Source organism: Pseudomonas sp. FW305-96, from assembly GCF_058783825.1.
Map to the genome: position 1 here is coordinate 70,007 of NZ_JBYSYW010000016.1, position 26,602 is coordinate 96,608.

A 26,602-nucleotide genomic window follows, 5' to 3' on the forward strand; every position below is an offset into this window, starting at 1 on the left:
CATGGTCTGGGTCTGTCCTTGCTCAGGTTGTCGGTATCTGGATAATGCCCGGCTTTTTCGTCGAATCGAACCCATATTGCGCTTATGTCTTCTAGAACCCTGCTGTGCCTCATCGCTGCGTCCCTTTGTACGCCCGTGCTCGCCGACACCGTGTGGATGAAGAACGGTGACCGCCTGAGCGGCAAGATCAAAGTCTTCGACGGCGGCAAGCTGCTGCTGGAGACCCCCTATGGCGGTTCGATCGCCCTGGACTGGAAACAGGTGCAGACGCTGGAAAGCGATCAGGAGCTGCTGGTCAAGCAAGATGCCTACAGCGGCGAAAAGGCCAAGGCATTGAAGGCCGCCGAACCCGGCAAGGTGACCCTGGCCAACGGCGAGGCACCGAAGACCGTCGAGCTGGCCAGCATCGAGCAGATCATGAAGCCGCGTCCGGTGCTCGAGGATTTCCTGTGGAAGGGCAACGTCGATGTGGCGATGGACTACAAGCGCGCCGAGAACAACACCGACGACTATGACGTCAGCTTCAAGACCACCGCCCGCCATGGCCGCTGGCGGCACAACGCCGAGGGCGAATACAACCGCGAGACCAAGGACGACGTCACCACCACCAACAACTGGAGCGCCGAGTACGCGCTGGACCGCTTCATAACCGAGAAGTGGTTCTGGCAGGGGCGCCTGGAATACAAGCGTGACCATATCGAGGATCTGGCCCGCCAGCGCACCGTCGGTACCGGCCCGGGCTACCAGTTCTGGGATGACGAGCTCGGCGCGTTCTCGCTGGGCTCGTTGATCAACCGCACCGACTTCGAGTACCGCGACGGTGGCAAGGACAACTTCTATTCCGCCGCGGTGAAGTGGGACTACAACCGCTACCTGATCGGCAAGAAGGTCGAATTCTTCACCAATGGCGAATTCGGCAAGCCACTGGGCGGCGTGGCCGACTACTCGCTCGATGCCGAGATGGGCCTGCGCTACAAGGTGACCGAGTGGGCTTCGCTCAACCTCAAGGCGGAAAAGGACCTGATCAAGGGCACCCGCGACAGCGACCTGGACAAGACCCGCTATACCGCCGGTTTCGGCGTTACCTGGTAGATCGCATGGGCGCTGCACGCCCCATCGCTGGCAAGCCGGCTCCCACAGGGGCACTTCGACTCCTGTGGGAGCCGGCGATGGTCTGCGCAGCATACTCAGTGGCAGTGGTGGGTGATAATGCTTATCTTGTCACCCATCCAGTCCGCCGCCAGGAGCCCTACAGTGAGTACCAACGCCCTTCGCCCCGCCCGGGAACTGCTGCTCAAGGAATACCGCGGCGTCCTCTCCACGCATTCCAAATCGATGCCCGGTTTCCCCTTCGGCTCGGTGGTGCCGTATTGCCTCGACGCCGACGGCCATCCGCTGATCCTCATCAGCCGCATCGCCCAGCACACCCACAACCTGCAGAAAGACCCCAAGTGTTCGCTGCTGGTAGGTGAGCGCGACGCCGAAGATGTCCAGGCAGTCGGACGCCTGACGGTGATGGCCCAGGCGCGCAAACTCACTGACGATGCCGCCATCGAGGCTGCTGCAAGCCGGTACTACCGGTATTTCCCCGAATCTGCGAACTACCACAAGGCCCACGATTTCGACTTCTGGGTGCTTGAGCCGGTACGCCACCGTTACATCGGTGGTTTCGGCGCGATCCACTGGCTCGATCAGGTGACGTTGGCCAATCCGTTTGCGGGCCAGGTCGAAAAAAGCATGATTGAGCATATGAATGACGACCATGCCAATGCCATTGAACACTATGTAAAACTGTCGGGGCTGCCGCGTTCGGCGCACATGGTCGGTATCGACAGCGAGGGCATGCACCTGCGTATTGGTCAGGGCATTTACTGGCTGCCTTTCCCAGCTACTTGCAATACGCCGACACAAGTCCGCGAGGCTCTGGTTTTGCTGGCGCGCGCTGAAAAATGGCCGGATGCGACGCAAGTCGAGGGTTGAAAACAGGCGTCGAGGCATCCATCTGATGGTCTTACAGGAAGATTCTCTTCCGCCGAGGAACCCTTGATGCGTGCTTTTCTACTGCTGTTTCTTATTTTTCCTGTGCTGGAGCTGTTCGTCTTCGTCAAGGTCAGCGCCGCCATTGGCTTCTTCCCAGCGTTGCTGCTGATCATCGCCGGTTCCGCCCTGGGTGTGCTGGTGATGCGCGTGGCCGGCCTGGCTACCGCCCTGCGTGCCCGGGAGAGCCTGCAGCGCGGCGAACTGCCGGCCGAGGACATGTTCCAGGGCTTGATGCTCACCGTCGGTGGCGGCCTGTTACTGCTGCCGGGTTTCATCAGTGACGTGCTGGGCCTGCTGTGCCTGCTGCCGTTCACCCGCCGCCTGGTGGCCGGCCGTCTGCGCCGCCGCGCCGAAGAGCAGGCCCTGCGTCAGCGGGCGTTCCAGGATGATCCGTTCCAGGCCCAGCCCCGCGATGACGGCCACCGTCCGAACGTGATCGAGGGCGAGTACGAGCGTCGCGACAAGTAACGCGTGTTCATGCGTGGGCTTGCTCCGCGATGGGGGAGTCGCCCTGATCGCAGGGCGAACCCGCTCCCACGATGACTCTTACACCTTATGAAAATTTTTCTGTAGCAAGCCTTGTAATCGAATATCCCGGCCTCATGTATGTGGTCACCGCAAGGTTTCTGGTGGCGACACCAGACATGACACAGGTGGTTCGCCCTTTGCGGGCCACCCCCGGCAACGCCGGATCGAATCAACCCGCCGGTGCTGACACCGGCCGATGAAAACCACAATTTGGGAGAGATCGACAATGAAGCTTCGTCCTCTGCATGACCGCGTCGTCATCCGTCGCAGCGAAGAAGAATCGAAAACCGCTGGCGGTATCGTCCTGCCGGGTTCGGCCGCTGAAAAACCAAACCGCGGTGAAGTCGTTGCCGTCGGCACCGGTCGCATCCTGGACAACGGCGAAGTACGCGCGCTGGCCGTGAAAGTGGGTGACAAAGTGGTTTTCGGCCCTTACTCGGGCAGCAACACCGTGAAAGTCGATGGCGAAGACCTGCTGGTAATGGCCGAGAACGAAATCCTCGCTGTTATCGAAGGCTGATTTCCCCGACTTCCCGTTACTCCAAAGAATTCCAAGGATTAAACGATCATGGCTGCTAAAGACGTAAAATTCGGCGATTCCGCCCGTAAGAAAATGCTGGTTGGTGTCAACGTTCTGGCTGACGCGGTAAAAGCGACCCTGGGCCCGAAAGGCCGTAACGTGGTCCTGGCCAAGAGCTTCGGCGCGCCGACCATCACCAAGGACGGCGTTTCCGTCGCCAAAGAGATCGAGCTCAAAGACGCTTTCGAGAACATGGGCGCCCAGCTGGTCAAGGAAGTTGCTTCCAAGGCCAACGACGCTGCCGGTGACGGCACCACCACCGCTACCGTACTGGCCCAGGCCATCGTCAACGAAGGCCTGAAAGCCGTTGCTGCCGGCATGAACCCGATGGACCTCAAGCGCGGCATCGACAAGGCCACCGCCGCCGCCGTCGCTGAGCTGAAGAACCTGTCCAAGCCATGCGCCGATTCCAAGGCCATCGCCCAGGTCGGCACCATCTCCGCCAACTCCGACAACTCCATCGGTGAAATCATCGCCGAAGCCATGGAAAAAGTCGGCAAGGAAGGCGTGATCACCGTTGAAGAAGGCTCGGGCCTGGAAAACGAACTGTCCGTCGTCGAAGGCATGCAGTTCGATCGCGGCTACCTGTCGCCGTACTTCGTCAACAAGCCGGACACCATGGTTGCCGAGCTGGAAGGCGCCCTGCTGCTGCTGGTCGACAAGAAGATCTCCAACATCCGTGAGCTGCTGCCAGTTCTGGAAGCCGTTGCCAAGGCCGGCCGCCCGCTGCTGATCGTTGCCGAGGACGTCGAAGGCGAAGCCCTGGCTACCCTGGTCGTCAACAACATGCGCGGCATCGTCAAGGTCGCCGCGGTCAAGGCGCCAGGCTTCGGCGATCGCCGCAAGGCCATGCTGCAGGACATCGCTGTCCTGACCGGCGGCACCGTGATCTCCGAAGAGATCGGCCTGTCCCTGGAAACCGCCACCCTGGAACACCTGGGTAACGCCAAGCGCGTCATCCTGTCCAAGGAAAACACCACCATCATCGACGGTGCTGGCGAAGAGTCCGACATCCAGGCTCGCGTCACCCAGATCCGTGCCCAGGTTGCCGACACCACTTCGGACTACGACCGTGAGAAGCTGCAAGAGCGCCTGGCCAAACTGGCTGGCGGTGTTGCCGTGATCAAGGTCGGTGCTGGCACCGAAGTCGAGATGAAAGAGAAGAAAGCCCGCGTCGAAGACGCCCTGCACGCCACCCGCGCAGCCGTTGAAGAAGGCGTGGTGCCTGGCGGTGGTGTTGCCCTGGTACGCGCCCTGGCTGCCATCGTTGACCTCAAAGGCGACAACGAAGACCAGAACGTCGGTATTGCCCTGCTGCGTCGCGCTGTCGAAGCGCCGCTGCGCCAGATCACTGCCAACGCCGGCGACGAGCCAAGCGTTGTCGCTGACAAGGTCAAGCAAGGTTCGGGTAACTTCGGTTACAACGCCGCTACCGGCGAGTACGGCGACATGATCGAGATGGGCATCCTGGACCCAGCCAAGGTCACCCGTTCGGCCCTGCAAGCCGCAGCTTCGATCGGTGGTCTGATGATCACCACCGAAGCCATGGTTGCCGACCTGCCGGAAGACAAGCCAGCTGCTGGCATGCCTGACATGGGCGGCATGGGCGGCATGGGCGGCATGATGTAAGCCAGCCTTACCCCCGGTACCAAGAAGAAGCCCCGCCTAGTGCGGGGCTTTTTCGTTTGCCAGATTTGCCCCGCGATGGTTAATCAGGCAGCGCTGTGTTCGGCCGCTGGTGTTTCGCAGCGGTTTCGGCGATACAGCACCAGGTAGTACGACCCCAGCCCGATCAGCCAGCAGAACACCGCCGTCCATACGTTGTGCGACAGGAAGTGCGCGCCCTGCATCATCCGCCCGATCGACAGCACAGAGCCGGCGACGAAGGCCACTGCCAGCGCGACCCGTGCCATGCGGGGCTTGCGGTCACGCAGCATGAAGAACAGGCCAAACAGGCAGAACCCGGTCGCCGCATGCCCTCCGGGCCAGCACAGCCCAGGCTTGTCGGTAGCCGGGCGGGCTTCGAGCAACTTGCTGTAGGTCTCCTTGCCACCGAACTGCGTCAGGCTCCACGGGCATTGCACCTGGGTCACCTTCTTCAGCGGCGTGACGAAGGCCGTCGACAGCGCCAGCGCCAGTACCAGGCAGCCCAACTCGCGGCGCCAGCCCAGCAGGCGGCTCCAGAAGAAGCTCAGGGCGAACCCGGCCACTGCCAGTAGACCGAACAGGATCACACCCTGCTTGACGCGGTCATGCAGGATATTCTCCAGCACATAGCTGTGGCGGCCGATGAACGCGCCGGCGGCCGGGTCGTAGAACAGGTTGGCCAGGTCCATGTCCAGCGAGGTCCACTCCAGCAGGACCAGGGTCATGACAGTGATGAATGGGATGCCCAGGTACAGCCAAAAATTGATCGGGCGAGGGGGGACGCTAGCCTGCATGGTGACTCCAGAAGGTGTAAGAGACGGGGCATTGTCGTTGGGCCGCTATCCTGTGTTCGTGAATGATCGGTGAAAAAACCGTCAAGTCCGGTGATTTCGATCCAGGGCATGGCACCATGCGGGCAAATGGCCGTAAGCTGCGCCTGCCGCGCCCGGCGAAGCGCCGCACAGGAGATCTCGATGCGCATTCTTTTGGTTGAAGACAACCGCGATATTCTGGCCAACCTGGCCGACTACCTCGGCATGAAGGGCTACACCGTCGATTGTGCCCAGGATGGCCTGTCCGGCCTGCACCTGGCCGCGACCGAACACTACGACCTGATCGTGCTCGACATCATGTTGCCGGGCATCGACGGCTATACGCTGTGCAAGCGCCTGCGCGAGGATGCCCGCCGCGACACCCCGGTGATCATGCTTACCGCCCGCGACCAGCTGGACGACCGCCTGCAGGGCTTCCGCTCAGGGGCCGACGACTACTTGCTCAAGCCGTTCGCGTTGTCGGAGCTCGCCGCGCGCATCGAGGCGGTGCTGCGGCGTGCCCAGGGGGGCGGCCGGCGCACCTTGCAGGTCGCCGACCTGAGCTACGACCTCGACACCCTGGAGGTGACCCGCCAGGGCCGCCTGCTCAAGCTCAACCCCGTCGGCCTGAAGCTGCTCGCCGTGCTGATGCAGAAGAGCCCCCACGTCCTGCGTCGCGAGGTGCTGGAAGAGGCGCTGTGGGGCGATGACTGCCCGGACAGCGACAGCCTGCGCAGCCATGTCCACCAATTGCGCCAGGTCATCGACAAACCCTTCGAAAGACCGCTGTTGCATACCGTCCATGGCGTCGGCTATCGCCTCGCCGAGGGCCGCGATGGAGTTTAAGCAGAGCCTTGCCCAGCGCATCATCATCGCGTTTGCGCTGATGAGCGCGCTGGTGGCCGGGGCATTTGCCTTTGGCATTGTCGCCACGGTGCATTTGGTCGAAGAGCGGTTGATCTCTTCGGTGCTCGGTGGCGACCTGCAGCGCCTGTTGCGCATGGACAGTGTCAGCGACTGGAGCCACCGGCCGCGCCCCGACCAGTTGTTCTACTTCAGTGGCGGGCGAGACGATTTCGAGCTGCCCAAGGACCTGCGCCACCTGGACGCCGGCTTCCACGAAGTGTTTCGCGACCAGCTCTCGTACCACGCCATGGTCGAGATCGTCGATGGCCGACGTTATGTGCTGTTGCAGGACCAGAGCGATTTCGAGGAGCGCGAGCGGGTGCTGTTCGCCGTTGTCGTGGTCGGCTTCGTGCTCAGCCTGGCCCTGGCGGTGATTCTCGGCTGGTTGCTGGCCCGGCGGGTGATGGCGCCGGTGATCCGGCTGGCGCGCCAGGTCCGTCACCGTGATCAGCTGTTGGGATTGGCACCGCCATTGGCACCGGATTATGCCGCGGATGAGGTCGGCCAGTTGGCCGTCGCCTTCGACGATACCTTGGGGCGCCTGCGTGATGCCTTGACCCGTGAGCGCTTGTTCACCAGCGATGTCAGCCACGAGCTGCGTACGCCGCTGATGGTCCTGGCCACCTCGTGCGAGCTGCTGATGGAAAACCCCAACCTCGAGAGCCGCGCGCGCAGCCAGGTCGAACGTATCGCCCGGGCGACCGAGGAGATGCGCGAGTTGGTGAAAACCTTCCTGATGCTTGCCCGGGCCCAGCGCGATGAAGGTGCAGTCGCTTCGCGGGCGACCCTGCGCGAGGTGGGTGACGACTTGATCGGGGTATGGCGCGATACCGTCGAGCAGAAAGGCCTGGCGCTTTACTACGATGGCCAGGTCAGTGCCAGCCCGGTGCTGTACAACGCCACCTTCCTGCAGTCGGTGATGGGCAACCTGCTGCGCAATGCCGCCCACTACACCGACAGTGGATACATCCGCCTCAGCCTGGAAGCCAATGGCTTCAGTGTGGAAGACAGTGGCGTGGGGATTCCCGAAGAACAGCGCGAGGCGATGTTCCGGCCGTTCGTGCGCGGTGATGAGCGTCGGGGCGAGGGGTTGGGGTTGGGCCTGTCGCTGGTCCAGCGCATCTGCGACGACCAGGGCTGGCGCGTGACCCTGACGGCGACGCTGCCCCACGGCTGTCGTTTCCAGGTCGATCTGAGCCAGGGCACCCCGATGGCGCATGGCGAAGGGCATGGCGGGATATTGGATCCGGATTAACGTCCGGTAACACCTGCGGAGCTTTCCTACAGATTTTTCACATCGGCATGACCTGACGCCAACGCCCAACTGCCTAAGGTGGGCGCACTGGAGTCAGGAGATGCTCAATGCGTAGCCCCATCAAACTCGAATTCTCGGACAAGTACGATCGGGATCATGCCCGCCAGTACTTCCTCAAGCACCAGGATGGCCTGGCTCGACGCCTTTCCCACCAGCGCGACGAGCAGCTGGCCCGGCGCGCCCTGGCGTTGGCCGGCGAGCCCGGGCTGGTGCTCGACCTGCCTTGTGGCGCCGGGCGTTTCTGGCCGCTGCTGGCGGAAAAGGCCAACCGGGTGATCATCGGTGCAGACAACTCCGCCGCGATGATCGAGACAGCCTGTGCGGCACAACCGCCAGAAGTCGTCGCACGGGTACGGCCCTTGCAGACTTCCGCCTTTGCCATTGACCTGCCGGACAACTCGGTGGACAGCATTTTCTGCATGCGCTTGTTCCATCACATTGGCGATCCTGCGCATCGAAAGACAATTCTCTCGGAATTTCAAAGGGTTAGCCGCGACAGCGTGATCCTGTCGCTGTGGGTGGATGGCAATTTCAAGGCCTGGCGCCGGCGCAAGCTCGAAACGCGGCGCAGTGCCAAGGCCACGCAGGACAGCTACCAGAACCGATTTGTGTTACCTGCGGCTACAGTGGAAGAAGAGTTTTCCTCAGCAGGCTTCAGAATTCAGGAACGTCTCGACTTTCTGCCGTTCTATGCCATGTGGCGAGTGTACGTATTGCGCAAGGGGTAAAGAGTCATGGCGGTAGCCCAGCATCATTCCAGGCAGTTCGATTATTACTGGCAGCAGCAAGGGGAATGGGTCGAGGAACCCAACCAGCGGCGTGGTGGCGAAAGCGGTGTGCAGCGGCTGAGCGATGACCATGGCCATATGCTGTATGCCAAACGCCAGGTCGGGCATATCTACCGCAGCCTCCTGCATCCTTTCGGGCGCCCCACGGTGTTGCGCGAACTCGACGCATTGCACAGTTTCGAGCAGTTGGGCGTGCGGGTGCCGCGTATCGTCTATGCCGGTGCCGAGCGTGACGCCGATCACCAGTGGCGTGCGTTGCTGGTCAGCGAGGCACTCGATGGCTTTATCGATCTCGATGCCTGGCATGCCTCGGGAGCTCGCGAGCATTATCCGCAGGCGGTGCACGAGCGCATGCTCAAGGATCTGGCCGACAACCTGGCGCGCATGCACCTGGGGCATTGGCAGCATGGCTGCCTGTACGGCAAGCATGTGTTCGTCAAGGTACTTGGCGAGGGGGAGCAGGCGCGGGTGGAGGTCGCGTTGCTGGATCTGGAGAAATGTCGGCGACGGATCAGTTGCCAGCGAGCGGCGTACAACGACCTGCGTCAATTGCGCCGCCACTCGTCGTTCAATGAGGCGGAGTGGCAGACCTTGCTCTACTTTTACCAAATGGCGTTTGGCAGCGCTGTCAAAGGTTTAGAGCAATGAAACTAGAAATAGCTCGAGCTTTGTTCCTGGTTGCGGCGTTGGCGGTGACCACCGCTGCGGCGGCAGCCTGGGAGCAGCCGCGGCCCACGGTGTTCAGCAAGGCCGGGGAGGGTGGGCAGTGCCCATTGCCTCGTGTGGTGAAGGCTGACCAGGCGCAGGCTCAGCCGGATCATGATCTTTTACTGTTTCTGTTCGGGATGAGCCAGGGCCTGCGGCCGGTGGGTTGAGGCAGGTGGTCTTGACGTACGCCAGGGGATCTCCATGAGCCTCTGGCGTTTTGCCGTTTAATTCGCGGTGCTCGCCTGATAGCTGTCGATCACTTCCTGCGCCGCGCGAAACGCATCGATCGCCGCCGGCACCCCGGCATACACCGCGCAATGCAGCAGCGCCTCGCGAATCTCCTCGACCGTGCAGCCATTGTTCAACGCCCCACGCACGTGGCCCTTGAGTTCCTGCGGGCACTTGAGCGCGGTCAGGGTGGCCAATGTGATCAGGCTGCGGGTCTTCAGCGGCAACCCGTCGCGAGCCCAGACGCTGCCCCATGCATGTTCGTTGACGAAGTCCTGCAGCGGTTGGGTGAACGCCGTTGCGTTGCCCAGGGCGCGATCGACGAAGGCATCGCCCATTACCTGGCGACGGATGCTTTCACCGGTCTTTTTCTTGTCAGCCATGTTGTTTTCCTTAGTGTTGGCGGCGCCAGGCGCGGACCGTGGTGTACAGCAGTACGACCCCGAGCACTGGCATTACATAGAACAGCATCAGCTGTTCGAGGCGTCCGGCCAAAGGCAGGCCGGTGGTGAAGGTCACCACGTGCAGGCCGTAGGCCAGGTAAAGACACAGGAACACCAGGCCTTCGGCGCGGGTAACCCGGTAGCCGGAATAGAACACCGGCAGGCACAGCGCGGCGACGCCGAGCATCACCGGCAGGTCGAAGTCCAGTGCATTGGGTGAAATCGACAAGGGGGCGGGGGTGGTCACTGCCGTCAGCCCCAGCACCGCCAGCAGGTTGAACAGGTTGCTGCCGATCACCGTACCCACGGCGATTTCCCGTTCGCCGCGCAGGGCCGCGATCAGCGCGGCAGCCAGTTCCGGCAGCGAGGTGCACACCGCGACCACGGTCAGACCGATGATGCGTTCGGACAGGCCCAGGTCGGTCGCCACCTCGACCGCTGCCTCCAGTACCAGGTGGCCCGCCAGGCTCAGCAGCCCCAGGCCCATGAGGATCTGCAGCAGCGCCCCGCTCCAGAAGCGCAGCGGGCTGGCGTGCTCGGTGCGTGGCGCCGGGTACGTGCGGGCATAGTGCCGCGACTGGTGCCAGAGCATGGCCAGGTAACCGCCCAGGCCGAGCAGCAGCAGGCCGCCTTCCAGCCGCCCCAGTTCGCCGTTGAGCGCAAGCAGGTAGACCAGGGCGCTGGCGAGGATCATCAGCGGGATATCCAGGCGCACCAGCTGGCGTGACACACGCAGCGGAATGATCAGTGCGGCAAGGCCCAGGATCACCAGCACGTTGAAGATGTTGCTGCCCACGACGCTGCCCACCGCGACATCCGGCGCGCCCTGGTAGGCGGCTTGCAGGCTCACGGTCAGCTGTGGCGCGGTGCTGCCGAAGGCGACCAGGCTCAGGCCGATGATCAGCGGGCGCACGTGCAGGCGGCCGGCCAGGCGCAGGGCGGCGCGTACCAGCAGCTCGGCACCGAAGATCATCAGCAGCAAGCCCAGGCCCAGTTGCAGCAGGCTGAAGGCGGGGAGGGTGGCCAGGTCGAAAATGGCGAGGGCTCCAGTCAGGTCAATCGCTCAGACCTTGTACCCGGACTCGCGCGGTTCCGCTACGGAGCATGCCGATTTTTTCTGCGGCGGCGCGTGACAGGTCGATCAGCCGGCCGCGGGTGTGCGGGCCACGGTCGTTGATGCGTACCACCACGCTGCGCTGGTTGGCCAGGTTGGTGACCAGCACACGGCTGCCAAAGGGCAGGCTGCGGTGGGCGGCGGTGAGGCCATGCTGGTTGAAGGGCTCGCCGCTGGCCGTGCGTTTGCCATGGTGGCGTGAGCCGTAATAGGAGGCGGTGCCGCTCTGGTCGTAGCCGCGAGGGTCGATGTCATGGCTGGCGCAGCCGGCCAGGAGGGTAAAGAGGGCGAGGGTGGTGAGGGAACGCTTGAGCAATTCGGAAGCTCCGCTGTCACTTCGAATCATCGCGGGGCAAGCCCGCTCCCGCGATCTGGGAGCGGGCTTGCCCCGCGATCAGGATCACCCTTCGAGCTTGGCCTTGAGCAATTGGTTCACTTGCCCCGGGTTGGCCTTGCCTTTCGACGCCTTCATCGCCTGGCCGACGAAGAAGCCGAACATCTTGCCGCGCTTGGCTTCATCGGCGGCGCGGTATTGTTCGACCTGTTCGGCGTTGGCGGCGAGCATCTCGTCGAGCATCTTGTCGATCGCGCCGGTATCGGTGACCTGCTTGAGGCCGCGGCTTTCGATGATGCTGTCGGCATCGCCTTCGCCAGCGGCCATGGCCTCGAACACGGTCTTGGCGATCTTGCCGCTGATGGTGTTGTCACGGATGCGCAGCAGCATGCCGCCGAGGTGTTCGGCACTGACCGGCGACTGGTCGATCTCGACGCCGAGCTTGTTCAGCAGGCTGCCCAGTTCCACCATCACCCAGTTGGCGGCCAGCTTGGCGTCGCCGCCGATCTTCACCACCTGTTCGAAGTAGTCGGCCTGCTCGCGGCTGGAGGCCAGCACGTTGGCGTCATAGGCCGACAGGCCGTACTGGCTCTGGAAGCGCTCGACCTTCTGTGGTGGCAGCTCCGGCAGGGCGGCGCGCACGGTGTCGAGGAAGCCGGGCTCGATGACCACCGGCAGCAGGTCCGGGTCGGGGAAGTAACGGTAGTCGTTGGCTTCCTCCTTGCTGCGCATGGAGCGGGTTTCGTCCTTGTTCGGGTCGTACAGGCGGGTTTCCTGTACCACCTTGCCGCCGTCCTCGATCAGGTCGATCTGGCGCTGGATCTCGCTGTTGATCGCACGTTCGATGAAGCGGAACGAGTTGACGTTCTTGATCTCGCAGCGGGTGCCGAACTCGGTCTGGCCTTTCGGGCGGATCGACACGTTGCAGTCGCAGCGCAGCGAGCCTTCGGCCATGTTGCCGTCGCAGATACCCAGGTAGCGTACCAGGGCGTGGATTGCCTTGACGTAGGCCACGGCTTCCTTGGCGCTACGCATGTCCGGCTCGGAGACGATCTCCAGCAGCGGGGTGCCGGCGCGGTTCAGGTCGATGCCGGTGGCGCCGTTGAAGTCTTCATGCAGGCTCTTGCCGGCATCTTCTTCAAGGTGCGCGCGGGTCACGCCGATGCGCTTGATGGTGCCGTCTTCCAGGGCGATGTCCAGGTGGCCCTTGCCGACGATCGGCAGGTCCATCTGGCTGATCTGGTAGCCCTTGGGCAGGTCGGGGTAGAAGTAGTTCTTGCGCGCGAACACGTTGCGCGGCCCGATCTCGGCATCGATCGCCAGGCCGAACATGCACGCCATGCGCACGGCCTCCTGGTTGAGCACCGGCAGCACGCCGGGCATGCCCAGGTCGACCAGGCTGGCCTGGGTGTTCGGCTCGGAGCCGAAGGTGGTGGCGCTGCCGGAGAAGATCTTCGACTGGGTGGCGAGCTGGGTATGAATCTCCAGCCCGATCACAACTTCCCATTGCATGTGTGAACTCCTCAGAAGCCGTTGGGGGCGCGGGTGTGCCAGTCGGTGACTTGCTGGTAACGGTGCGCGATGTTGAGCAGGCGGCCTTCCTGGAAATACGGGGCCAGCAGTTGCACGCCCACCGGCAGGCCATCGACGAAGCCGGCCGGCATCGACAGGCCCGGCAGGCCGGCCAGGTTGGCGGTGATGGTGTAGACGTCTTCCAGGTAGGCAGCGACCGGATCGCTGCTCTTGGCGCCAAGTTTCCAGGCCGGGTTCGGCGTGGTCGGGCCAAGAATCACGTCGACGTCGGCGAACGCGGCCATGAAGTCGTTCTTGATCAGGCGGCGGATCTGCTGCGCCTTGACGTAGTAGGCATCGTAGTAGCCTGCCGACAGGGCGTAGGTGCCGACCATGATGCGCCGCTGCACTTCCGCGCCGAAGCCTTCGCCACGGGAGCGCTTGTACAGGTCGGTCAGGTCTTTCGGATCTTCACAGCGATAACCGAAGCGCACGCCATCGAAGCGCGACAGGTTGGAGGAGGCCTCCGCCGGGGCGATCACGTAGTACGCCGGGATGGCGTGCTGCATGTTCGGCAGGCTGATTTCCTTGGCCACCGCGCCGAGCTTCTCCAGCTCCTTGACGCTGGCCTGGACCAGGTCGGCGATGCGCGGGTCGAGGCCGGCGCCGAAGTATTCCTTGGGCAGGCCGATGCGCAGGCCCTGCAGCGAGGCGTTCAGGTTGGCGCTGAAGTCCGGCACCGGCTCGTCGACCGAGGTCGAGTCCTTGGCGTCGAAACCGGCCATGCCTTGCAGCAGCAGGGCGCAGTCTTCGGCGGTGCGGGCCAGCGGGCCGCCCTGGTCGAGGCTCGAGGCGTAGGCGATCATGCCCCAGCGCGATACGCGGCCATAGGTCGGCTTGAGCCCGGTGAGGTTGGTCAGCGCGGCCGGCTGGCGGATCGAACCGCCGGTGTCGGTGCCGGTGGTGGCCGGCAGCAGGCGCGCGGCCACCGCGGCGGCCGAGCCGCCGGACGAACCACCGGGCACGTGCTCGAGGTTCCATGGGTTCTTCACCGCGCCGTAGTGGCTGGACTCGTTTGCCGAGCCCATGGCGAATTCGTCCATGTTGGTCTTGCCCAGGGTGACCATGCCGGCTTCGGCCAGCTTGGCGACCACGGTGGCGTCGTATGGCGCGGTGAAGTTGTCGAGCATCTTCGAGCCGCAGCTGGTGCGCACGCCGTTGGTGCAGAACAGGTCCTTGTGGGCGATCGGCGCGCCCAGCAGCGCGCCGGTCTCACCAGAGGCACGGCGGGCGTCGGCGGCGCGCGCCTGCTCCAGGGCCTGTGCTTCGGTGACGGTGATGAAGCTGTTGAGCTGCGGGTCGAGCTGCTTGATGCGCGACAGCAGGGCGCCGGTCAGCTCTTCCGAGGAGAACGACTTGTCGGCGAGGCCGCGGGCGATTTCGGCCAGAGTGAGTTGATGCATGGCAGGCGCTATCCCTTAATCGATGACTTTCGGAACCAGGTACAGACCGTTCTCGGTCGACGGGGCGACGGCCTGGTAGCGGTCGCGCTGGTTGCTTTCGGTGACCTGGTCGGGGCGCAGGCGCTGGGTGGCTTCCAGCGGGTGGGCGAGGGGCTCGATGCCAGAGGTGTCGACGGCTTGCATCTGGTCGACCAGCCCGAGAATACTGTTCAAGGCATCGGTGGTGCGTGGCAATTCGCCTTCATTCAGGCCCAGGCGGGCCAGATGGGCGATCTTTTCCACGTCGGAGCGTTGAAGCGCCATGGGGATCTCCAGGGAAACGAAAAACGGAATGGGTCCGCAGATGAGGAACATGCCGGCATTCTGGCGGTCAAAGGGCCGCGAACATCGGCAGGCATGCTCGGAAAAACAACCAATTTAACATATTGGCTCCTTGCCCAAAATCCCTGCCATTGTTAGAGTTTGCCGCACTTTTTTACCCACGCTTTCCCCAGGGTCACTTTCCCATGTTCAAGAAACTGCGTGGCATGTTTTCCAGCGATCTGTCCATCGACCTGGGTACTGCCAACACCCTTATCTACGTGCGTGAGCGCGGTATCGTCCTGAATGAGCCCTCGGTTGTTGCCATCCGTACCCACGGCAACCAGAAAAGCGTCGTCGCAGTCGGTACCGAAGCCAAGCGCATGCTGGGCCGCACCCCCGGCAACATTGCTGCCATTCGTCCGATGAAGGACGGCGTGATCGCCGACTTCAGCGTTTGCGAAAAAATGCTGCAGTACTTCATCAACAAGGTGCATGAGAACAGCTTCCTGCAGCCCAGCCCTCGCGTGCTGATCTGCGTGCCGTGCAAGTCGACCCAGGTCGAGCGCCGCGCCATCCGTGAATCGGCCCTCGGTGCCGGTGCCCGTGAAGTATTCCTGATCGAAGAGCCCATGGCTGCCGCCATCGGTGCCGGCCTGCCGGTCGAAGAGGCCCGCGGCTCGATGGTCGTCGATATCGGTGGCGGTACCACCGAGATCGCCCTGATCTCGCTCAACGGCGTGGTCTACGCCGAATCCGTGCGCGTCGGCGGCGACCGCTTCGACGAAGCCATCGTCACCTACGTGCGCCGCAACTACGGCAGCCTGATCGGCGAATCCACCGCCGAGCGCATCAAGCAGGAAATCGGTACCGCCTACCCGGGCGGCGAAGTACGCGAAGTCGACGTCCGTGGCCGCAACTTGGCCGAAGGCGTGCCGCGTGCCTTCACCCTGAATTCCAACGAAGTGCTCGAGGCGCTGCAGGAATCGCTGGCAACCATCGTCCAGGCAGTCAAGAGCGCCCTGGAGCAGTCGCCGCCGGAGCTGGCCTCGGACATCGCCGAGCGCGGCCTGGTGCTGACCGGTGGTGGTGCGCTGCTGCGCGACCTGGACAAGCTGCTGGCCCAGGAAACCGGCCTGCCGGTGATCGTCGCCGAAGACCCGCTGACCTGCGTCGCCCGCGGCGGTGGCCGTGCCCTGGAGATGATGGACAAGCACGCCATGGACCTGCTCTCCAGCGAGTGATCGCTGGTGCAGTAGTGTATGCCCAGGTTTACAGGTGACACGCACAGTGCTACCTGTAAGCGCTGTGCTGGCGCCCGCCCGGGCGCCTTTTCCGTCAATCCGCAGCAGGCCGGTGCATTGCCCCATGTCCAATGACCTCCTGAGTCGTCCACGAGGAACGGCCCATTAAACCGCTTTTCTCCAAGGGCCCCTCGCTGGGCGTTCGCCTGCTCGTGCTGGTCGTGCTGTCGGTCGCGCTGATGGTGGTCGACTCGCGTTTCGACCTGCTCAAGCCGGTGCGCAGCCAGATGGGCTTGGTGCTGATGGAATCCTACTGGATCACCGACCTGCCGCAGCGCACGTGGCAGGGCGTGGCAGGCCAGTTCGGCAGCCGCACCGAGCTGATCGCCGAGAACGAGAAACTCAAGACCGAGGCCCTGCTGCTGCAGGGGCGCCTGCAGAAGCTGGCCGCCCTGACCGAGCAGAACGTGCGCCTGCGCGAGTTGCTAAATTCCTCGGCGCTGGTCAATGAGAAGGTCGAGGTCGCCGAGCTGATCGGGGTCGATCCCAATCCGTTCACGCACCGTATCCTGATCAACAAGGGCGAGCGCGATGGCGTGTTTCTCGGCCAGCCCGTCCTCGATGCCCGCGGCCTGATGGGCCAGGTGGTCGAGCTGATGCCTTACACCGCGCGGGTACTGCTGCTCACCGACACCACCCACAGCATTCCGGTGCAGGTCAACCGCAACGGTCTGCGCGCCATTGCCAGCGGCACGGGCAACCCGGAGCGCCTGGAGCTGCGCCACGTGGCCGACACCGCCGACATCAAGGAAGGCGACCTGCTGGTCAGTTCGGGCATGGGCCAGCGCTTCCCGGCGGGCTATCCGGTAGCCACGGTCAACGAAGTGATCCACGACTCCGGCCAGCCGTTCGCCATCGTCCGTGCCATCCCAACTGCCGCGCTCAACCGCAGCCGCTACATGCTGCTGGTGTTCAGTGACCGGCGCACGCCCGAGGAACGCGCCACCGAGGCGGCGATCGCCCAGGAAGAGGCCGACCGTCAAGGCGCTGGCCACGGCCAGGCACCGGCCACGCCGGCTGCATCTGCGGCGGGTAGCGCGGTTCAGCCTGTGCCCGGCGCGGCCCCAGCGACTGCGGCGCCTGCGGCAAGCCCGGCAGCGGTGCCCCCGGCGCCTGCGAACACCCAACCCCGGAGACAATAATGGCCAGCACCCGTAGCAGAAACGGCTGGGCCATCTGGCTGAGCTTCGCCATCGGCCTGTTGCTCAGCGTCTCGCCCATGCCGCAGTTCATGGAAGTGTTCCGGCCCATGTGGCTGGCGCTGCTGCTGGCCTTCTGGACCCTTGCGGTGCCGGGCAAGGTCGGCATGACCACCGCGTTCCTGCTTGGCCTGGCCGAGGATGTGCTGTACGGCACCCTGCTTGGCCAGAACGCCCTGATCCTTACCTTGATCACCTTCCTGGTGCTTTCGTTGCAGCAGCGCCTGCGCATGTTCCCCATGTGGCAGCAGAGCCTGGTGATCCTGGTGATCTTCGGTATCGCCCAACTGATCCAGCTGTGGCTCAGCGCGTTGACCGGCAATCGCCTGCCAACCCTGGCCCTGGTCTGGTCGGCGGTGATCAGCGCCTTGCTCTGGCCGTGGGTCAGCTTTGCCCTGCGCGGCCTGCGCCGTCGCCTGCATATTCACTGACGCGCCGCCACTGACAGGGAGATGTCCACATGACCCAGCTGTACTTGGCCTCCGGCTCGCCACGCCGCCGTGAACTGCTGAACCAGATAGGTGTGCCGTTCACAGTCGTCAGCGCACCCATCGATGAAACCCCGTTGCCGGGCGAAGCGCCGGCGGCCTACGTCGAGCGCCTGGCCCAGGCCAAGGCCGTTGCGGGCTTCGCCCACACGGATGGGGCAGGGGTGGTGCTGGGCGCCGACACCACCGTGGTGCTCGATGGCCAGATCCTTGGCAAGCCGGAGAATCGCGAGCAGGCCTTGGCCATGCTCGGCGACCTGTCCAAGCGCGAACACCAGGTGCTCACCGCCGTGGCGCTGACCGATGGCCAGCGCAGTATCAGCCGCTGCGTCAGCACCACCGTGCGTTTTCGTACCATCTCCTTCGAGGAGGCGCTGCGCTACTGGGACAGCGGTGAACCTGTCGACAAGGCCGGCGGCTATGCCATCCAGGGCCTGGGCGCAGTGTTCGTCAGCGGCATCGAGGGCAGCTACTCGGCCGTGGTCGGGTTGCCCCTGAGTGAAACCGCCGAACTGCTCGAGCAATTCGGCGTGCCATGTTGGCAACTGCAAGAGGGTTTCGCACAGCGCTAGCCAGCCACGCCGCAGCAATCCATCATTACCCCAGACCACTGACGAGAGCGCGCCATGAGTGAAGAGATCCTGATCAACATCACCCCGATGGAATCACGCGTGGCGGTGGTGGAGAACGGAGTCCTGCAGGAGGTGCATGTAGAGCGCACCCAGCGCCGTGGCATCGTCGGCAACATCTACAAAGGCAAGGTAGTGCGGGTATTGCCGGGCATGCAGGCGGCTTTCGTCGATATCGGCCTGGAGCGTGCGGCGTTCATCCATGCCTCGGAGATTTCCCAGCGCGAAGGCTCGGCCGTGGAGACCATCACCGCACTGGTCCACGAAGGCCAGGCGCTGGTGGTGCAAGTCACCAAGGATCCCATCGGTAGCAAAGGCGCACGCTTGACCACCCAGCTGTCGATTCCGTCGCGCTACCTGGTGTACATGCCGCGCAGCAGTCATGTCGGCATCTCGCTCAAGATCGAGGAAGAAGCCGAGCGCGATCGCCTCAAACAGGTGGTCACCGACTGCATGGCCCAGGAAGACATGAAGGATGCCGGGGGCTTCATCCTGCGCACCGCCGCAGAGGGCGCCCGCGCGGAAGATATCCTCCAGGACATCCGCTACCTGCGCCGCCTGTGGGAGCAGATTGGCTCGCAGATCAAGACCTGCGGAGCGCCCGTGGTCATCTACGAAGACCTTGGCCTGGCGCTGCGGACCCTGCGCGATCTGGTCAACCCCAAGATCGAAAAGATCCGCATCGACTCGCGGGAGACCTTCCAGAAGACCACTCAGTTCGTGGCCGAATTGATGCCGGAGATCGCCGATCGCCTGGAGCACTATCCCGGCGAGCGGCCGATCTTCGACCTGTATGGGGTGGAGGACGAAATCCAGCGGGCCCTGGAACGCAAGGTGCCGCTCAAGTCCGGCGGCTACCTGGTGGTCGACCCGGCCGAGGCGATGACCACCATCGACGTCAACACCGGTGCGTTCGTCGGCCATCGCAACCTTGAAGAGACCATCTTCAAGACCAACCTCGAGGCGGCCACCGCGATTGCCCGGCAACTGCGCCTGCGCAACATCGGCGGGATCATCATCATCGACTTCATCGACATGGAGGACGAGGAGCACCAGCGCCAGGTCCTGCGTACCCTGGAGAAGCAGCTCGAGCGTGATCACGCCAAGACCAACATCATCGGCATCACCGAGCTGGGCCTGGTGCAGATGACCCGCAAGCGCACCCGCGAAAGCCTCGAGCAGGTGTTGTGCGAGCCCTGTGCGGCGTGCCAGGGGCGTGGCAAGCTGAAGACCCCGGAGACGATCTGTTACGAAATTTTCCGCGAGATCCTTCGTGAAGCCCGTGCCTATCAGGCCGAGGGCTATCGTGTGCTGGCCAACCAGAAGGTGGTGGATCGGTTGCTCGATGAAGAATCGGGTAACGTTGCCGAACTTGAAGCGTTCATCGGGCGAACCATCCGTTTCCAGGTGGAGTCCATGTATTCCCAGGAACAATACGATGTGGTGCTGCTCTGACCCCTTCTAACAGCGGTTGCCCCATGGACGGGCTGGCAAAGCGCTTTACACCGGCCATAGTTAAGGGACGACTTGGAGGGCCTCGGCCATGGAACGTCTGACCCGCGTTCTGAGCGCCTTGACCCGCTGGGGGCTGGTTATCTGCGCCCTGCTGGCGGTGCTGGTGGCGCTGTATGTCAGCCTCGGTCGGCAACTGGTTCCCCTGGTCGCCGAATACCGTGCAGACGCCGAACTCAAGGCCGAACAGGCCTTGGGCATGCCCGTGCACGTCGGTGCGCTCGAAGGGCGCTGGAGTGGCTTGGCGCCTGTACTGCGTGTACGTGACCTGCAACTGGGCGAAGGCGCTGCGGCGCTGCGCCTGGACGACGTCAAGCTGGTGCCTGACCTGTGGGCCAGTCTCAAGGCGCGTGAAGTGCGCCTGGCGCGTATCCAGCTCAGTGGGCTGCAACTGATCCTGCGCGAGAACGAGCAGGGCGACTGGACCCTGGAAGGTCTGCCGCACAAGGATGATGCGCCGCTCGATCCGGCCGATGCGCTCAAGCGTCTACGCCAGCTTGGCCGAATCGATGTCTTCGACAGCCAGGTCACCTTGCAGCCCTGGCAACGAGACCCCCTCACCCTCACCTACGTCAGCCTCGGCGTGCAGGCAGGCGCTTCGCGCCAGAGCGTCGACCTGCGCGCCACGCTGCCCGACGGCCAGCCCCTGGCCTTGAGCCTGAACAGCCGCGCCACGGCCAAGGCCTGGCGCGACGGGCGCGTGCAGGCTTACCTGAGCCTGCCGCAAAGCGACTGGGCACGCTGGCTGCCGCCGCAGTTGCTGGGCCAATGGCAGGCCGGCGCGCTGCGCGCCGGTGGTGAGCTGTGGATCGACTGGCGGCAAGGGCAGTTGCAGCAGGCGATGGTTCGCCTCAATGCCCCGCAGCTCAAGGGCGCCTACACCGGGCGCAAGGCCATCACCGTGGACAATCTGGCCCTGTCGGCCTGGTTCCAGCGTCGGGACCAGGGCTTCGACGTCGTCGTCGACTCGCTGGCCATGAGCCTTGGCAAGAACCGTTGGGAGTCGCACCTGCAACTGGCACAGCGTCCGGGCCAGAACCCGGCCGAGGAAAGCTGGCAGGTGCAGGCGGACCGCCTCGACCTGACCCCGCTGACGCCCTTGATCGACGCCCTGGCGCCATTGCCGGACAAGCTGATGACCATGGTCGATGCGCTCAAGGTCAGCGGCGCCCTGCGCAACGTGCGCCTGGACATCCGACCCAAGGCCGAGGGCGACCAACGGCTGCAGTTTGCCGCCAATCTGGAGAAGGTCGGTTTCGATGCCTATCACGGCGCGCCGGCGGCGGGCAATGTCTCCGGGGCGATCAGCGGTGACCTTGGGCATGGCGAGCTGCGCCTGGATACCCAGGCGTTCATGCTGCACCTGTACCCGATCTTCGGCAAACCCTGGCATTACCCGAAAGCCAATGCGCGCTTGACCTGGACCCTGGACAAGGAGGCTTTCACCCTGGTTGCCCCCTACATCAAGGTAGTGGGCGACGAGGGCAAGATCGCGGCGGACTTCCTTATTCGCATCCACCTGCAGCCGGGCCACGAAGACTACATGGACCTGCGCGTCGGCCTTACCGAAGGCGACGGGCGCTACACCGCCAAGTACCTGCCCGAGGTGCTCAGCCCCGCCCTGGACGAATGGCTGCGCAGCGCCATCGTCAAGGGCAATGTCGACGAGGGCTATTTCCAGTACCAGGGGTCGCTGCATCACAATGCGCCGCCCCATGCCCGCGATATCAGCCTGTTCTTCAAGGTGCATGACGCCGCGCTGGACTTCCAGCCAGGCTGGCCACAGGTGCAGCAGGTCGACGGCAATGTGTATATCGAAGACACCGGTGTGCGCATCCAGGCCCATCATGGTCTGCTGCTGGACACCAAGGTCAGTGATGTCAGCGTCGATATTCCCCATGTCGAAGGCGACCAGCACAGCCACCTGATCCTCGACGGTAATTTCGACGGCAGCCTCGGCGATGGCTTGAAGATCCTCAAGGAAGCGCCAATCGGCACTGGGGAGATGTTCGCCGGTTGGGAAGGCGAGGGGCCGCTCAAGGGCAAGATCAAGCTCGACGTACCCCTGGCCCATGGGCAGCGGCCCAAGGTGCTGGTGAACTTCGCGACAGCCGACGCTACTTTGAAAGTGGCGCCCCCGGCCCTGGAATTGAGCCAGCTGAAGGGTGACTTCACCTTCGATCTCGACAAGGGCCTGAGCGGCAAGGACATCAGCCTGCACGCCTTTGGCAAGGCGGTCAGCGCGCAAATCACCGCCGAAGGGCAGGGTGGGCAACTCCAGACCCGGATCAATGCCAATGGCCAGGTCGGCCTCAAGGCCCTGACCGACTGGTTGCAGTTCGCGCAGCCGTTGCCAGCCTCGGGTGAGCTGCCCTATCAGGTGCAAGTAACACTGGGCAGTCGTGACAACCGCTTGACCGTCAATTCGTCGCTCAAGGGCCTGGCCATCGATCTTCCGGCGCCTTTTGGCAAGGCCGCCGCAGAGACCCGCGACAGCCGTTTCAGCCTGACCCTGCAGGGCCCGGAACGGCGCATCGATGGCAGCTACGCGGACCTGGCCCGCTTCGCTTATGCCGCGCCTGCCGACAAGCTGGCCCAAGGGCGTGGCGAGCTGTTGCTGGGCACGGGCGAGGCCAGCTTGCCGTCTGGCCAGGGCCTGCGGGTGCGTGGCCGGCTGGAGACGCTGGACCTGGCCCCTTGGCAGCAACAGATGGAGCGCTTTGCCGGCAAGGATCCGGGCGGTAGTGCCCGGCAGAACCTGCAGAGCGTTGACCTCAGCATCGGCCAGCTCAAGGCGTTCGGCATGGACCTCAACCAGGCGGTGATCCGCCTGATGCGTGGTGGCCCGGCCTGGGACCTGCGCCTGGACAGCCAGGAAGTCATCGGCAATGCGCGCATTCCCGATGCCAAGGCCGCGCCCATGACTGTCCGCCTGCAGAGCCTGCGCCTGCCACCCGCCGACCCGAACGAGGCCCAGGCCGAGAATGCGCCGGACCCATTGGCCGGGTTCGACCCGCGCAAGGCGCCGCCGCTGGACCTGACCATCGACAAGCTGTACCGCGGCGACGACCTGTTTGGCAGCGCCACCCTGAAGCTGCGCCAGACCCCACGGGGCATGGCCATGAGCGACATCGACCTGGACCTCAAGGGGCTGCATATCGACGGCAGCGGTGGCTGGGAAGGCGAGCCCGGCAGCACGTTCAGCTGGTACAAAGGCCGCGTGGACGGCAAGGACCTGGGGAATGTGCTCAAGGCCTGGGGTTTTGCCCCCACCGTCACCAGCCGCGACTTCCGCATGGACGTGGATGGCCGCTGGCCGGGCTCGCCGGCCTGGGTCAGCCTCAACCGGTACTCCGGCAGCCTCGACGCGGCGCTGCGCAGCGGTCAGTTCGTCGAGGTCGAGGGCAGCGCCCAGGCGTTGCGGGTGTTCGGGCTGCTCAACTTCAACTCCATTGGCCGACGCCTGCGCCTGGACTTCTCCGACCTGTTCAGCAAGGGCCTGGCCTACGATCGGGTCAAAGGCCTGCTGGTGGCCAGCGAAGGGGTCTACGTGACGCGGGAGCCGATCACCGTCACCGGCCCGTCGAGCAATTTCGAACTCGACGGCACCATGGACTTCGTCCGTGACCGGGTCGACGCCAAGCTGCTGGTGACGTTGCCGGTCACCAACAACCTGCCATTGGCCGCCTTGATTGTTGGCGCGCCGGCGGTCGGTGGCGCGCTGTTCCTCGTCGATCGTCTGATCGGTGACCGGGTGGCGCGCTTCGCCAGCGTGCATTATCGCGTCGAGGGTCCGGTCAAAGAGCCTAAAATCACCTTTGTGAAACCTTTCGACAAGTAACCCCAGGGGTGGTCATGACGTCAGCAGTGATCCAGATGGTCAGCCAGGACGATGTGCTGGCCAACCTGCAACGTGCCACGGCGCTGCTCGAGCAGGCCGCAGCCGGAGGCGCGCGCCTGGCGGTGTTGCCGGAAAACTTCGCGGCCATGGGCCGGCGCGACGCCGCCGCCATCGGCAGGGCCGAGGCGCTGGGCGAGGGGCCGATCCTGCCATGGTTGAAACGCACCGCTCGCGACCTCAGGTTATGGATAGTCGCAGGTACCCTGCCGCTGCCGCCGGTCGGCCAGCCGGAGGCCAAGGCCCATGCCTGCTCGTTACTGGTCGACGAGCACGGAGAGATCGCTGCTCGCTACGACAAGCTGCACCTGTTCGATGTGGACGTGGCCGACAACCGTGGCCGCTACCGTGAGTCGGACGATTATGCCTACGGCAGTCGGGTGGTGGTGGCCGACACACCGGTGGGCCGCCTGGGCCTGTCGGTGTGCTATGACCTGCGCTTCCCCGAGCTGTACAGCGCGTTGCGCGCCGCCGGGGCCGAACTGATAAGCGCACCGGCGGCGTTCACCGCGGTGACCGGGGCGGCGCACTGGGAAGTGCTGATACGCGCACGGGCCATCGAGACCCAGTGCTATGTACTGGCGGCCGCCCAGGGCGGCCTGCATCCGGGGCCGCGGGAAACCCACGGCCAGGCGGCGATCGTCGACCCCTGGGGGCGGATCGTCGCGCAACAGGCGCGGGGCGAGGCGGTGTTGCTCGCCACACGCGATATCGAAGAACAGGCGTCCATCCGGGCGCGCATGCCGGTAACTACGCACCGGCGCTTTTTCTCGCAGGACGCCTTGCGGCCTGCGCATACCTCGGAGTGACTATGAGCCAGATGTTATCCACCGTCAGTGAGCAGCTCCTGGCCCCGGGCGGGTTGACTCTCGACAGCTTGCAGACGGTGCTGGGCGAGTTGGCCGGTCCCGGCATCGATGCCGCCGACCTGTATTTCCAGGGCCAGATCTCGGAAACCTGGGCACTGGAGGACGGCATCGTCAAAGAGGGCAGCTTCAACCTCGACCAGGGCGTGGGCGTGCGTGCCCAATCCGGCGAGAAGACCGGCTTTGCCTACAGTAATGCGATCAACCTCGAAGCCCTGACTTCGGCGGCGCGTGCCGCCCGTTCGATCTCCCGCGCCGGGCAGAACGGCACTGTGCAAGCCTTCCGCAGTCAGGACGTGACTGCTTTGTACGCGCCTGACAATCCCCTGGATGTACTCACCCGCGCCGAGAAGGTCGAGCTGCTCAAGCGCGTGGATGCCGCTACCCGTGCACTCGACCCGCGTATCCAGCAGGTCAGCGTGAGCATGGCAGGGGTGTGGGAACGCATTCTGGTGGCCGCTGCCGATGGCAGCCTGGCCGCCGACGTGCGTCCGCTGGTGCGCTTCAACGTCAGTGTGATCGTCGAGCACAACGGACGTCGCGAGCGTGGTGGGCAGGGCGGCGGCGGGCGCACCGACTATCGCTATTTCAGTGAAGAGCGGGTGATGGGTTACGCCCGTGAGGCACTGCGCCAGGCGCTGGTCAACCTCGAGGCGATTCCCGCTCCGGCCGGCACGCTGCCGGTGGTGCTCGGCCCAGGCTGGTCCGGGGTGCTGCTGCACGAGGCAGTCGGCCACGGCCTGGAAGGCGACTTCAACCGCAAGGGCAGCTCGGCGTTCAGCGGGCGCATCGGTGAAAAGGTGGCTTCGAGCCTGTGCACCATCGTCGACGACGGCACCCTCGAAGGCCGTCGCGGCTCGCTCAGCGTCGATGACGAAGGCACGCCGACCGAGTGCACCACGCTGATCGAGAACGGCATCCTCAAGGGCTACATGCAGGACAAGCTCAATGCCCGCCTGATGGGCATGGCGGTGACCGGCAACGGCCGGCGCGAATCCTACGCGCACCTGCCGATGCCGCGCATGACCAACACCTACATGCGTGCCGGCGACAGCGATCCCGAGGAAATCATCCGGTCGGTGAAGAAAGGCATCTACTGCGCCAACCTTGGCGGTGGCCAGGTGGACATCACCAGCGGCAAGTTCGTGTTCTCCACCAGCGAGGCCTACCTGATCGAGGACGGCAAGATCACCGCGCCAGTAAAAGGCGCGACCTTGATCGGCAATGGTCCGGAAGCGATGCGCGGTGTGTCGATGGTCGGCAACGACCTGGCGCTGGACAGCGGCGTGGGCACGTGCGGCAAGGATGGTCAATCGGTGCCGGTGGGCGTTGGCCAGCCGACCCTGAAGCTGGATGCGATCACCGTCGGTGGTACCGGCGGGTGATGTTCAATCGCGGGCAAGTCGCATCGGTGCGCCGATGCGACTTGCCCGCGATGGCCTCAGCGCAACCCGCGTTGGGTCTCGTCGAGGTCGCGGATGTACTTGAACACTTTACGCGCAGCGGCAGGCGGCTTGTTCCGCGCCTTTTCATGCTGGGCATGACGGATCAGCGAGCGCAGGTGCTGGCGATCGGTGTCGGGGAACTCGTTGACGAAGCGCTCGAGGTCTTCGTCGTTACCGTCGATCAGGCGATCGCGCCAACGCTCGAGGCCGTGAAAGCGCTCGTTGTACTGGCGGCTGGAGCTGTCGATCTGCTCGAGCACGGCATGGATGGCGTCCAGGTCCTGCACGCGCATCAGCTTGCCGACGAACGACATGTGGCGTTTGCGGGCGCCGTGGGCGGTGTGCTTGCTGGCCTCGTCCAGCGCCTTGCGCAGCTCGTCGGTCAGCGGCAGGCGGGCCAGGGTGTCGGCCTTGAGGGTGGTGAGGCGCTCACCGAGTTCGACCAACGCATGCAGCTCGCGCTTGATCTGGGTTTTGCTTTTTTCGCCATCGAAGGCGTCGTCGTAAGAATCAACCATGGGGGCCGTCCGCAGGAAATCGCCG

Annotated in this window: 27 protein-coding genes; 19 read left to right on the forward strand and 8 right to left on the reverse strand. The window is 64.2% G+C overall.

Going from position 1 to position 26,602, the window contains the following annotated elements:
* Positions 1–84: 84 nt before the first annotated feature.
* The 5 genes from AC3WL2_RS14280 to groL all read left to right on the forward strand — a co-directional run bounded on the left by AC3WL2_RS14280 (position 85) and on the right by groL (position 4,777).
* Complete coding sequence (locus tag AC3WL2_RS14280; RefSeq protein ID WP_102682688.1) at positions 85–1,092, forward strand: DUF481 domain-containing protein; 1,008 nt, start codon at positions 85–87, stop codon at positions 1,090–1,092.
* 162 nt (positions 1,093–1,254) lie between these two features.
* Positions 1,255–1,980 carry a HugZ family pyridoxamine 5'-phosphate oxidase gene (locus AC3WL2_RS14285; RefSeq protein WP_102682689.1) on the forward strand — a complete coding sequence of 242 codons (726 nt, stop codon included), beginning with the start codon at positions 1,255–1,257 and terminating at the stop codon, positions 1,978–1,980.
* A gap of 66 nt (positions 1,981–2,046) precedes the next feature.
* The gene (locus tag AC3WL2_RS14290; RefSeq protein WP_102682690.1) at positions 2,047–2,508 is read left to right on the forward strand and encodes an FxsA family protein; all 462 of its coding nucleotides are present in this window, start codon (positions 2,047–2,049) and stop codon (positions 2,506–2,508) included.
* 286 nt (positions 2,509–2,794) lie between these two features.
* Positions 2,795–3,088, forward strand: a complete 294-nt coding sequence (locus AC3WL2_RS14295; protein ID WP_003260750.1) for a co-chaperone GroES — start codon at positions 2,795–2,797, stop codon at positions 3,086–3,088.
* Between the two features lie 48 nt (positions 3,089–3,136).
* Positions 3,137–4,777, forward strand: coding sequence for a chaperonin GroEL (groL, locus tag AC3WL2_RS14300; RefSeq protein WP_102682691.1), 1,641 nt, complete (start codon positions 3,137–3,139; stop codon positions 4,775–4,777).
* An 83-nt stretch (positions 4,778–4,860) separates the two neighbouring features.
* Here groL and AC3WL2_RS14305 read toward each other — a convergent pair whose 3' ends face one another.
* Positions 4,861–5,589: a phosphatase PAP2 family protein gene (locus AC3WL2_RS14305; RefSeq protein WP_102682692.1), complete on the reverse strand. Its 729-nt coding sequence runs from the start codon at positions 5,587–5,589 to the stop codon at positions 4,861–4,863.
* Between the two features lie 62 nt (positions 5,590–5,651).
* Between AC3WL2_RS14305 and AC3WL2_RS14310 the strand changes: the two genes are divergently transcribed.
* The 6 genes from AC3WL2_RS14310 to AC3WL2_RS14335 all read left to right on the forward strand — a co-directional run bounded on the left by AC3WL2_RS14310 (position 5,652) and on the right by AC3WL2_RS14335 (position 9,491).
* A complete protein-coding gene (locus AC3WL2_RS14310) occupies positions 5,652–5,789 on the forward strand; it encodes a hypothetical protein (protein ID WP_158247503.1) in 138 nt (45 codons plus the stop codon).
* Positions 5,770–6,453, forward strand: coding sequence for a two-component system response regulator ColR (colR, locus tag AC3WL2_RS14315; RefSeq protein WP_102682693.1), 684 nt, complete (start codon positions 5,770–5,772; stop codon positions 6,451–6,453). The genes AC3WL2_RS14310 and colR overlap by 20 nt, the downstream gene beginning before the upstream one ends.
* Positions 6,443–7,768 (forward strand): sensor histidine kinase, encoded by a 1,326-nt coding sequence (locus AC3WL2_RS14320; RefSeq protein ID WP_102682694.1) that lies wholly within the window; start codon positions 6,443–6,445, stop codon positions 7,766–7,768. Before colR ends, AC3WL2_RS14320 begins: the two co-directional genes overlap by 11 nt.
* 107 nt (positions 7,769–7,875) lie before the next feature.
* Positions 7,876–8,556: a class I SAM-dependent methyltransferase gene (locus AC3WL2_RS14325; protein ID WP_102682695.1), complete on the forward strand. Its 681-nt coding sequence runs from the start codon at positions 7,876–7,878 to the stop codon at positions 8,554–8,556.
* Between the two features lie 6 nt (positions 8,557–8,562).
* A complete protein-coding gene (locus AC3WL2_RS14330) occupies positions 8,563–9,264 on the forward strand; it encodes a lipopolysaccharide kinase InaA family protein (protein WP_102682696.1) in 702 nt (233 codons plus the stop codon).
* Positions 9,261–9,491, forward strand: a complete 231-nt coding sequence (locus tag AC3WL2_RS14335; RefSeq protein WP_102682697.1) for a hypothetical protein — start codon at positions 9,261–9,263, stop codon at positions 9,489–9,491. The genes AC3WL2_RS14330 and AC3WL2_RS14335 overlap by 4 nt, the downstream gene beginning before the upstream one ends.
* Before the next feature lie 57 nt (positions 9,492–9,548).
* Here AC3WL2_RS14335 and AC3WL2_RS14340 read toward each other — a convergent pair whose 3' ends face one another.
* The 6 genes from AC3WL2_RS14340 to gatC form a co-directional block, all read right to left on the reverse strand.
* The gene (locus tag AC3WL2_RS14340; RefSeq protein ID WP_102682698.1) at positions 9,549–9,935 is read right to left on the reverse strand and encodes a carboxymuconolactone decarboxylase family protein; all 387 of its coding nucleotides are present in this window, start codon (positions 9,933–9,935) and stop codon (positions 9,549–9,551) included.
* Between the two features lie 10 nt (positions 9,936–9,945).
* Positions 9,946–10,989 (reverse strand): calcium/sodium antiporter, encoded by a 1,044-nt coding sequence (locus tag AC3WL2_RS14345; RefSeq protein WP_102682699.1) that lies wholly within the window; start codon positions 10,987–10,989, stop codon positions 9,946–9,948.
* Between the two features lie 61 nt (positions 10,990–11,050).
* The gene (locus AC3WL2_RS14350) at positions 11,051–11,425 is read right to left on the reverse strand and encodes a septal ring lytic transglycosylase RlpA family protein (RefSeq protein WP_046856981.1); all 375 of its coding nucleotides are present in this window, start codon (positions 11,423–11,425) and stop codon (positions 11,051–11,053) included.
* Between the two features lie 84 nt (positions 11,426–11,509).
* Positions 11,510–12,955, reverse strand: a complete 1,446-nt coding sequence (gene gatB, locus AC3WL2_RS14355; protein ID WP_102682701.1) for an Asp-tRNA(Asn)/Glu-tRNA(Gln) amidotransferase subunit GatB — start codon at positions 12,953–12,955, stop codon at positions 11,510–11,512.
* 11 nt (positions 12,956–12,966) lie between these two features.
* Positions 12,967–14,418 (reverse strand): Asp-tRNA(Asn)/Glu-tRNA(Gln) amidotransferase subunit GatA, encoded by a 1,452-nt coding sequence (gene gatA, locus AC3WL2_RS14360; RefSeq protein ID WP_102682702.1) that lies wholly within the window; start codon positions 14,416–14,418, stop codon positions 12,967–12,969.
* Positions 14,419–14,433: 15 nt separating this feature from the next.
* A complete protein-coding gene (gene gatC / locus AC3WL2_RS14365) occupies positions 14,434–14,721 on the reverse strand; it encodes an Asp-tRNA(Asn)/Glu-tRNA(Gln) amidotransferase subunit GatC (protein ID WP_102682703.1) in 288 nt (95 codons plus the stop codon).
* 203 nt (positions 14,722–14,924) lie between these two features.
* Between gatC and mreB the strand changes: the two genes are divergently transcribed.
* The 8 genes from mreB to tldD all read left to right on the forward strand — a co-directional run bounded on the left by mreB (position 14,925) and on the right by tldD (position 25,999).
* Positions 14,925–15,962, forward strand: coding sequence for a rod shape-determining protein MreB (gene mreB / locus AC3WL2_RS14370; RefSeq protein WP_003255163.1), 1,038 nt, complete (start codon positions 14,925–14,927; stop codon positions 15,960–15,962).
* A 194-nt stretch (positions 15,963–16,156) separates the two neighbouring features.
* Positions 16,157–17,164, forward strand: coding sequence for a rod shape-determining protein MreC (mreC, locus tag AC3WL2_RS14375; RefSeq protein ID WP_173862427.1), 1,008 nt, complete (start codon positions 16,157–16,159; stop codon positions 17,162–17,164).
* Positions 17,164–17,652, forward strand: coding sequence for a rod shape-determining protein MreD (gene mreD, locus AC3WL2_RS14380; protein ID WP_102682705.1), 489 nt, complete (start codon positions 17,164–17,166; stop codon positions 17,650–17,652). Before mreC ends, mreD begins: the two co-directional genes overlap by 1 nt.
* A gap of 29 nt (positions 17,653–17,681) precedes the next feature.
* Positions 17,682–18,281: a Maf family protein gene (locus tag AC3WL2_RS14385; protein WP_102682706.1), complete on the forward strand. Its 600-nt coding sequence runs from the start codon at positions 17,682–17,684 to the stop codon at positions 18,279–18,281.
* Positions 18,282–18,335: 54 nt separating this feature from the next.
* Positions 18,336–19,793, forward strand: a complete 1,458-nt coding sequence (gene rng, locus AC3WL2_RS14390; protein ID WP_046856978.1) for a ribonuclease G — start codon at positions 18,336–18,338, stop codon at positions 19,791–19,793.
* An 88-nt stretch (positions 19,794–19,881) separates the two neighbouring features.
* A complete protein-coding gene (locus tag AC3WL2_RS14395) occupies positions 19,882–23,691 on the forward strand; it encodes a YhdP family protein (protein WP_102682707.1) in 3,810 nt (1,269 codons plus the stop codon).
* A 14-nt stretch (positions 23,692–23,705) separates the two neighbouring features.
* Positions 23,706–24,557, forward strand: a complete 852-nt coding sequence (locus tag AC3WL2_RS14400) for a carbon-nitrogen hydrolase family protein (protein ID WP_102682708.1) — start codon at positions 23,706–23,708, stop codon at positions 24,555–24,557.
* A 2-nt stretch (positions 24,558–24,559) separates the two neighbouring features.
* The gene (tldD, locus tag AC3WL2_RS14405; protein WP_102682709.1) at positions 24,560–25,999 is read left to right on the forward strand and encodes a metalloprotease TldD; all 1,440 of its coding nucleotides are present in this window, start codon (positions 24,560–24,562) and stop codon (positions 25,997–25,999) included.
* 56 nt (positions 26,000–26,055) lie between these two features.
* Here the strand turns inward: tldD and yjgA are convergent, their stop codons facing one another.
* Positions 26,056–26,577 (reverse strand): ribosome biogenesis factor YjgA, encoded by a 522-nt coding sequence (yjgA, locus tag AC3WL2_RS14410; protein WP_023632090.1) that lies wholly within the window; start codon positions 26,575–26,577, stop codon positions 26,056–26,058.
* Positions 26,578–26,602 lie beyond the last annotated feature (25 nt).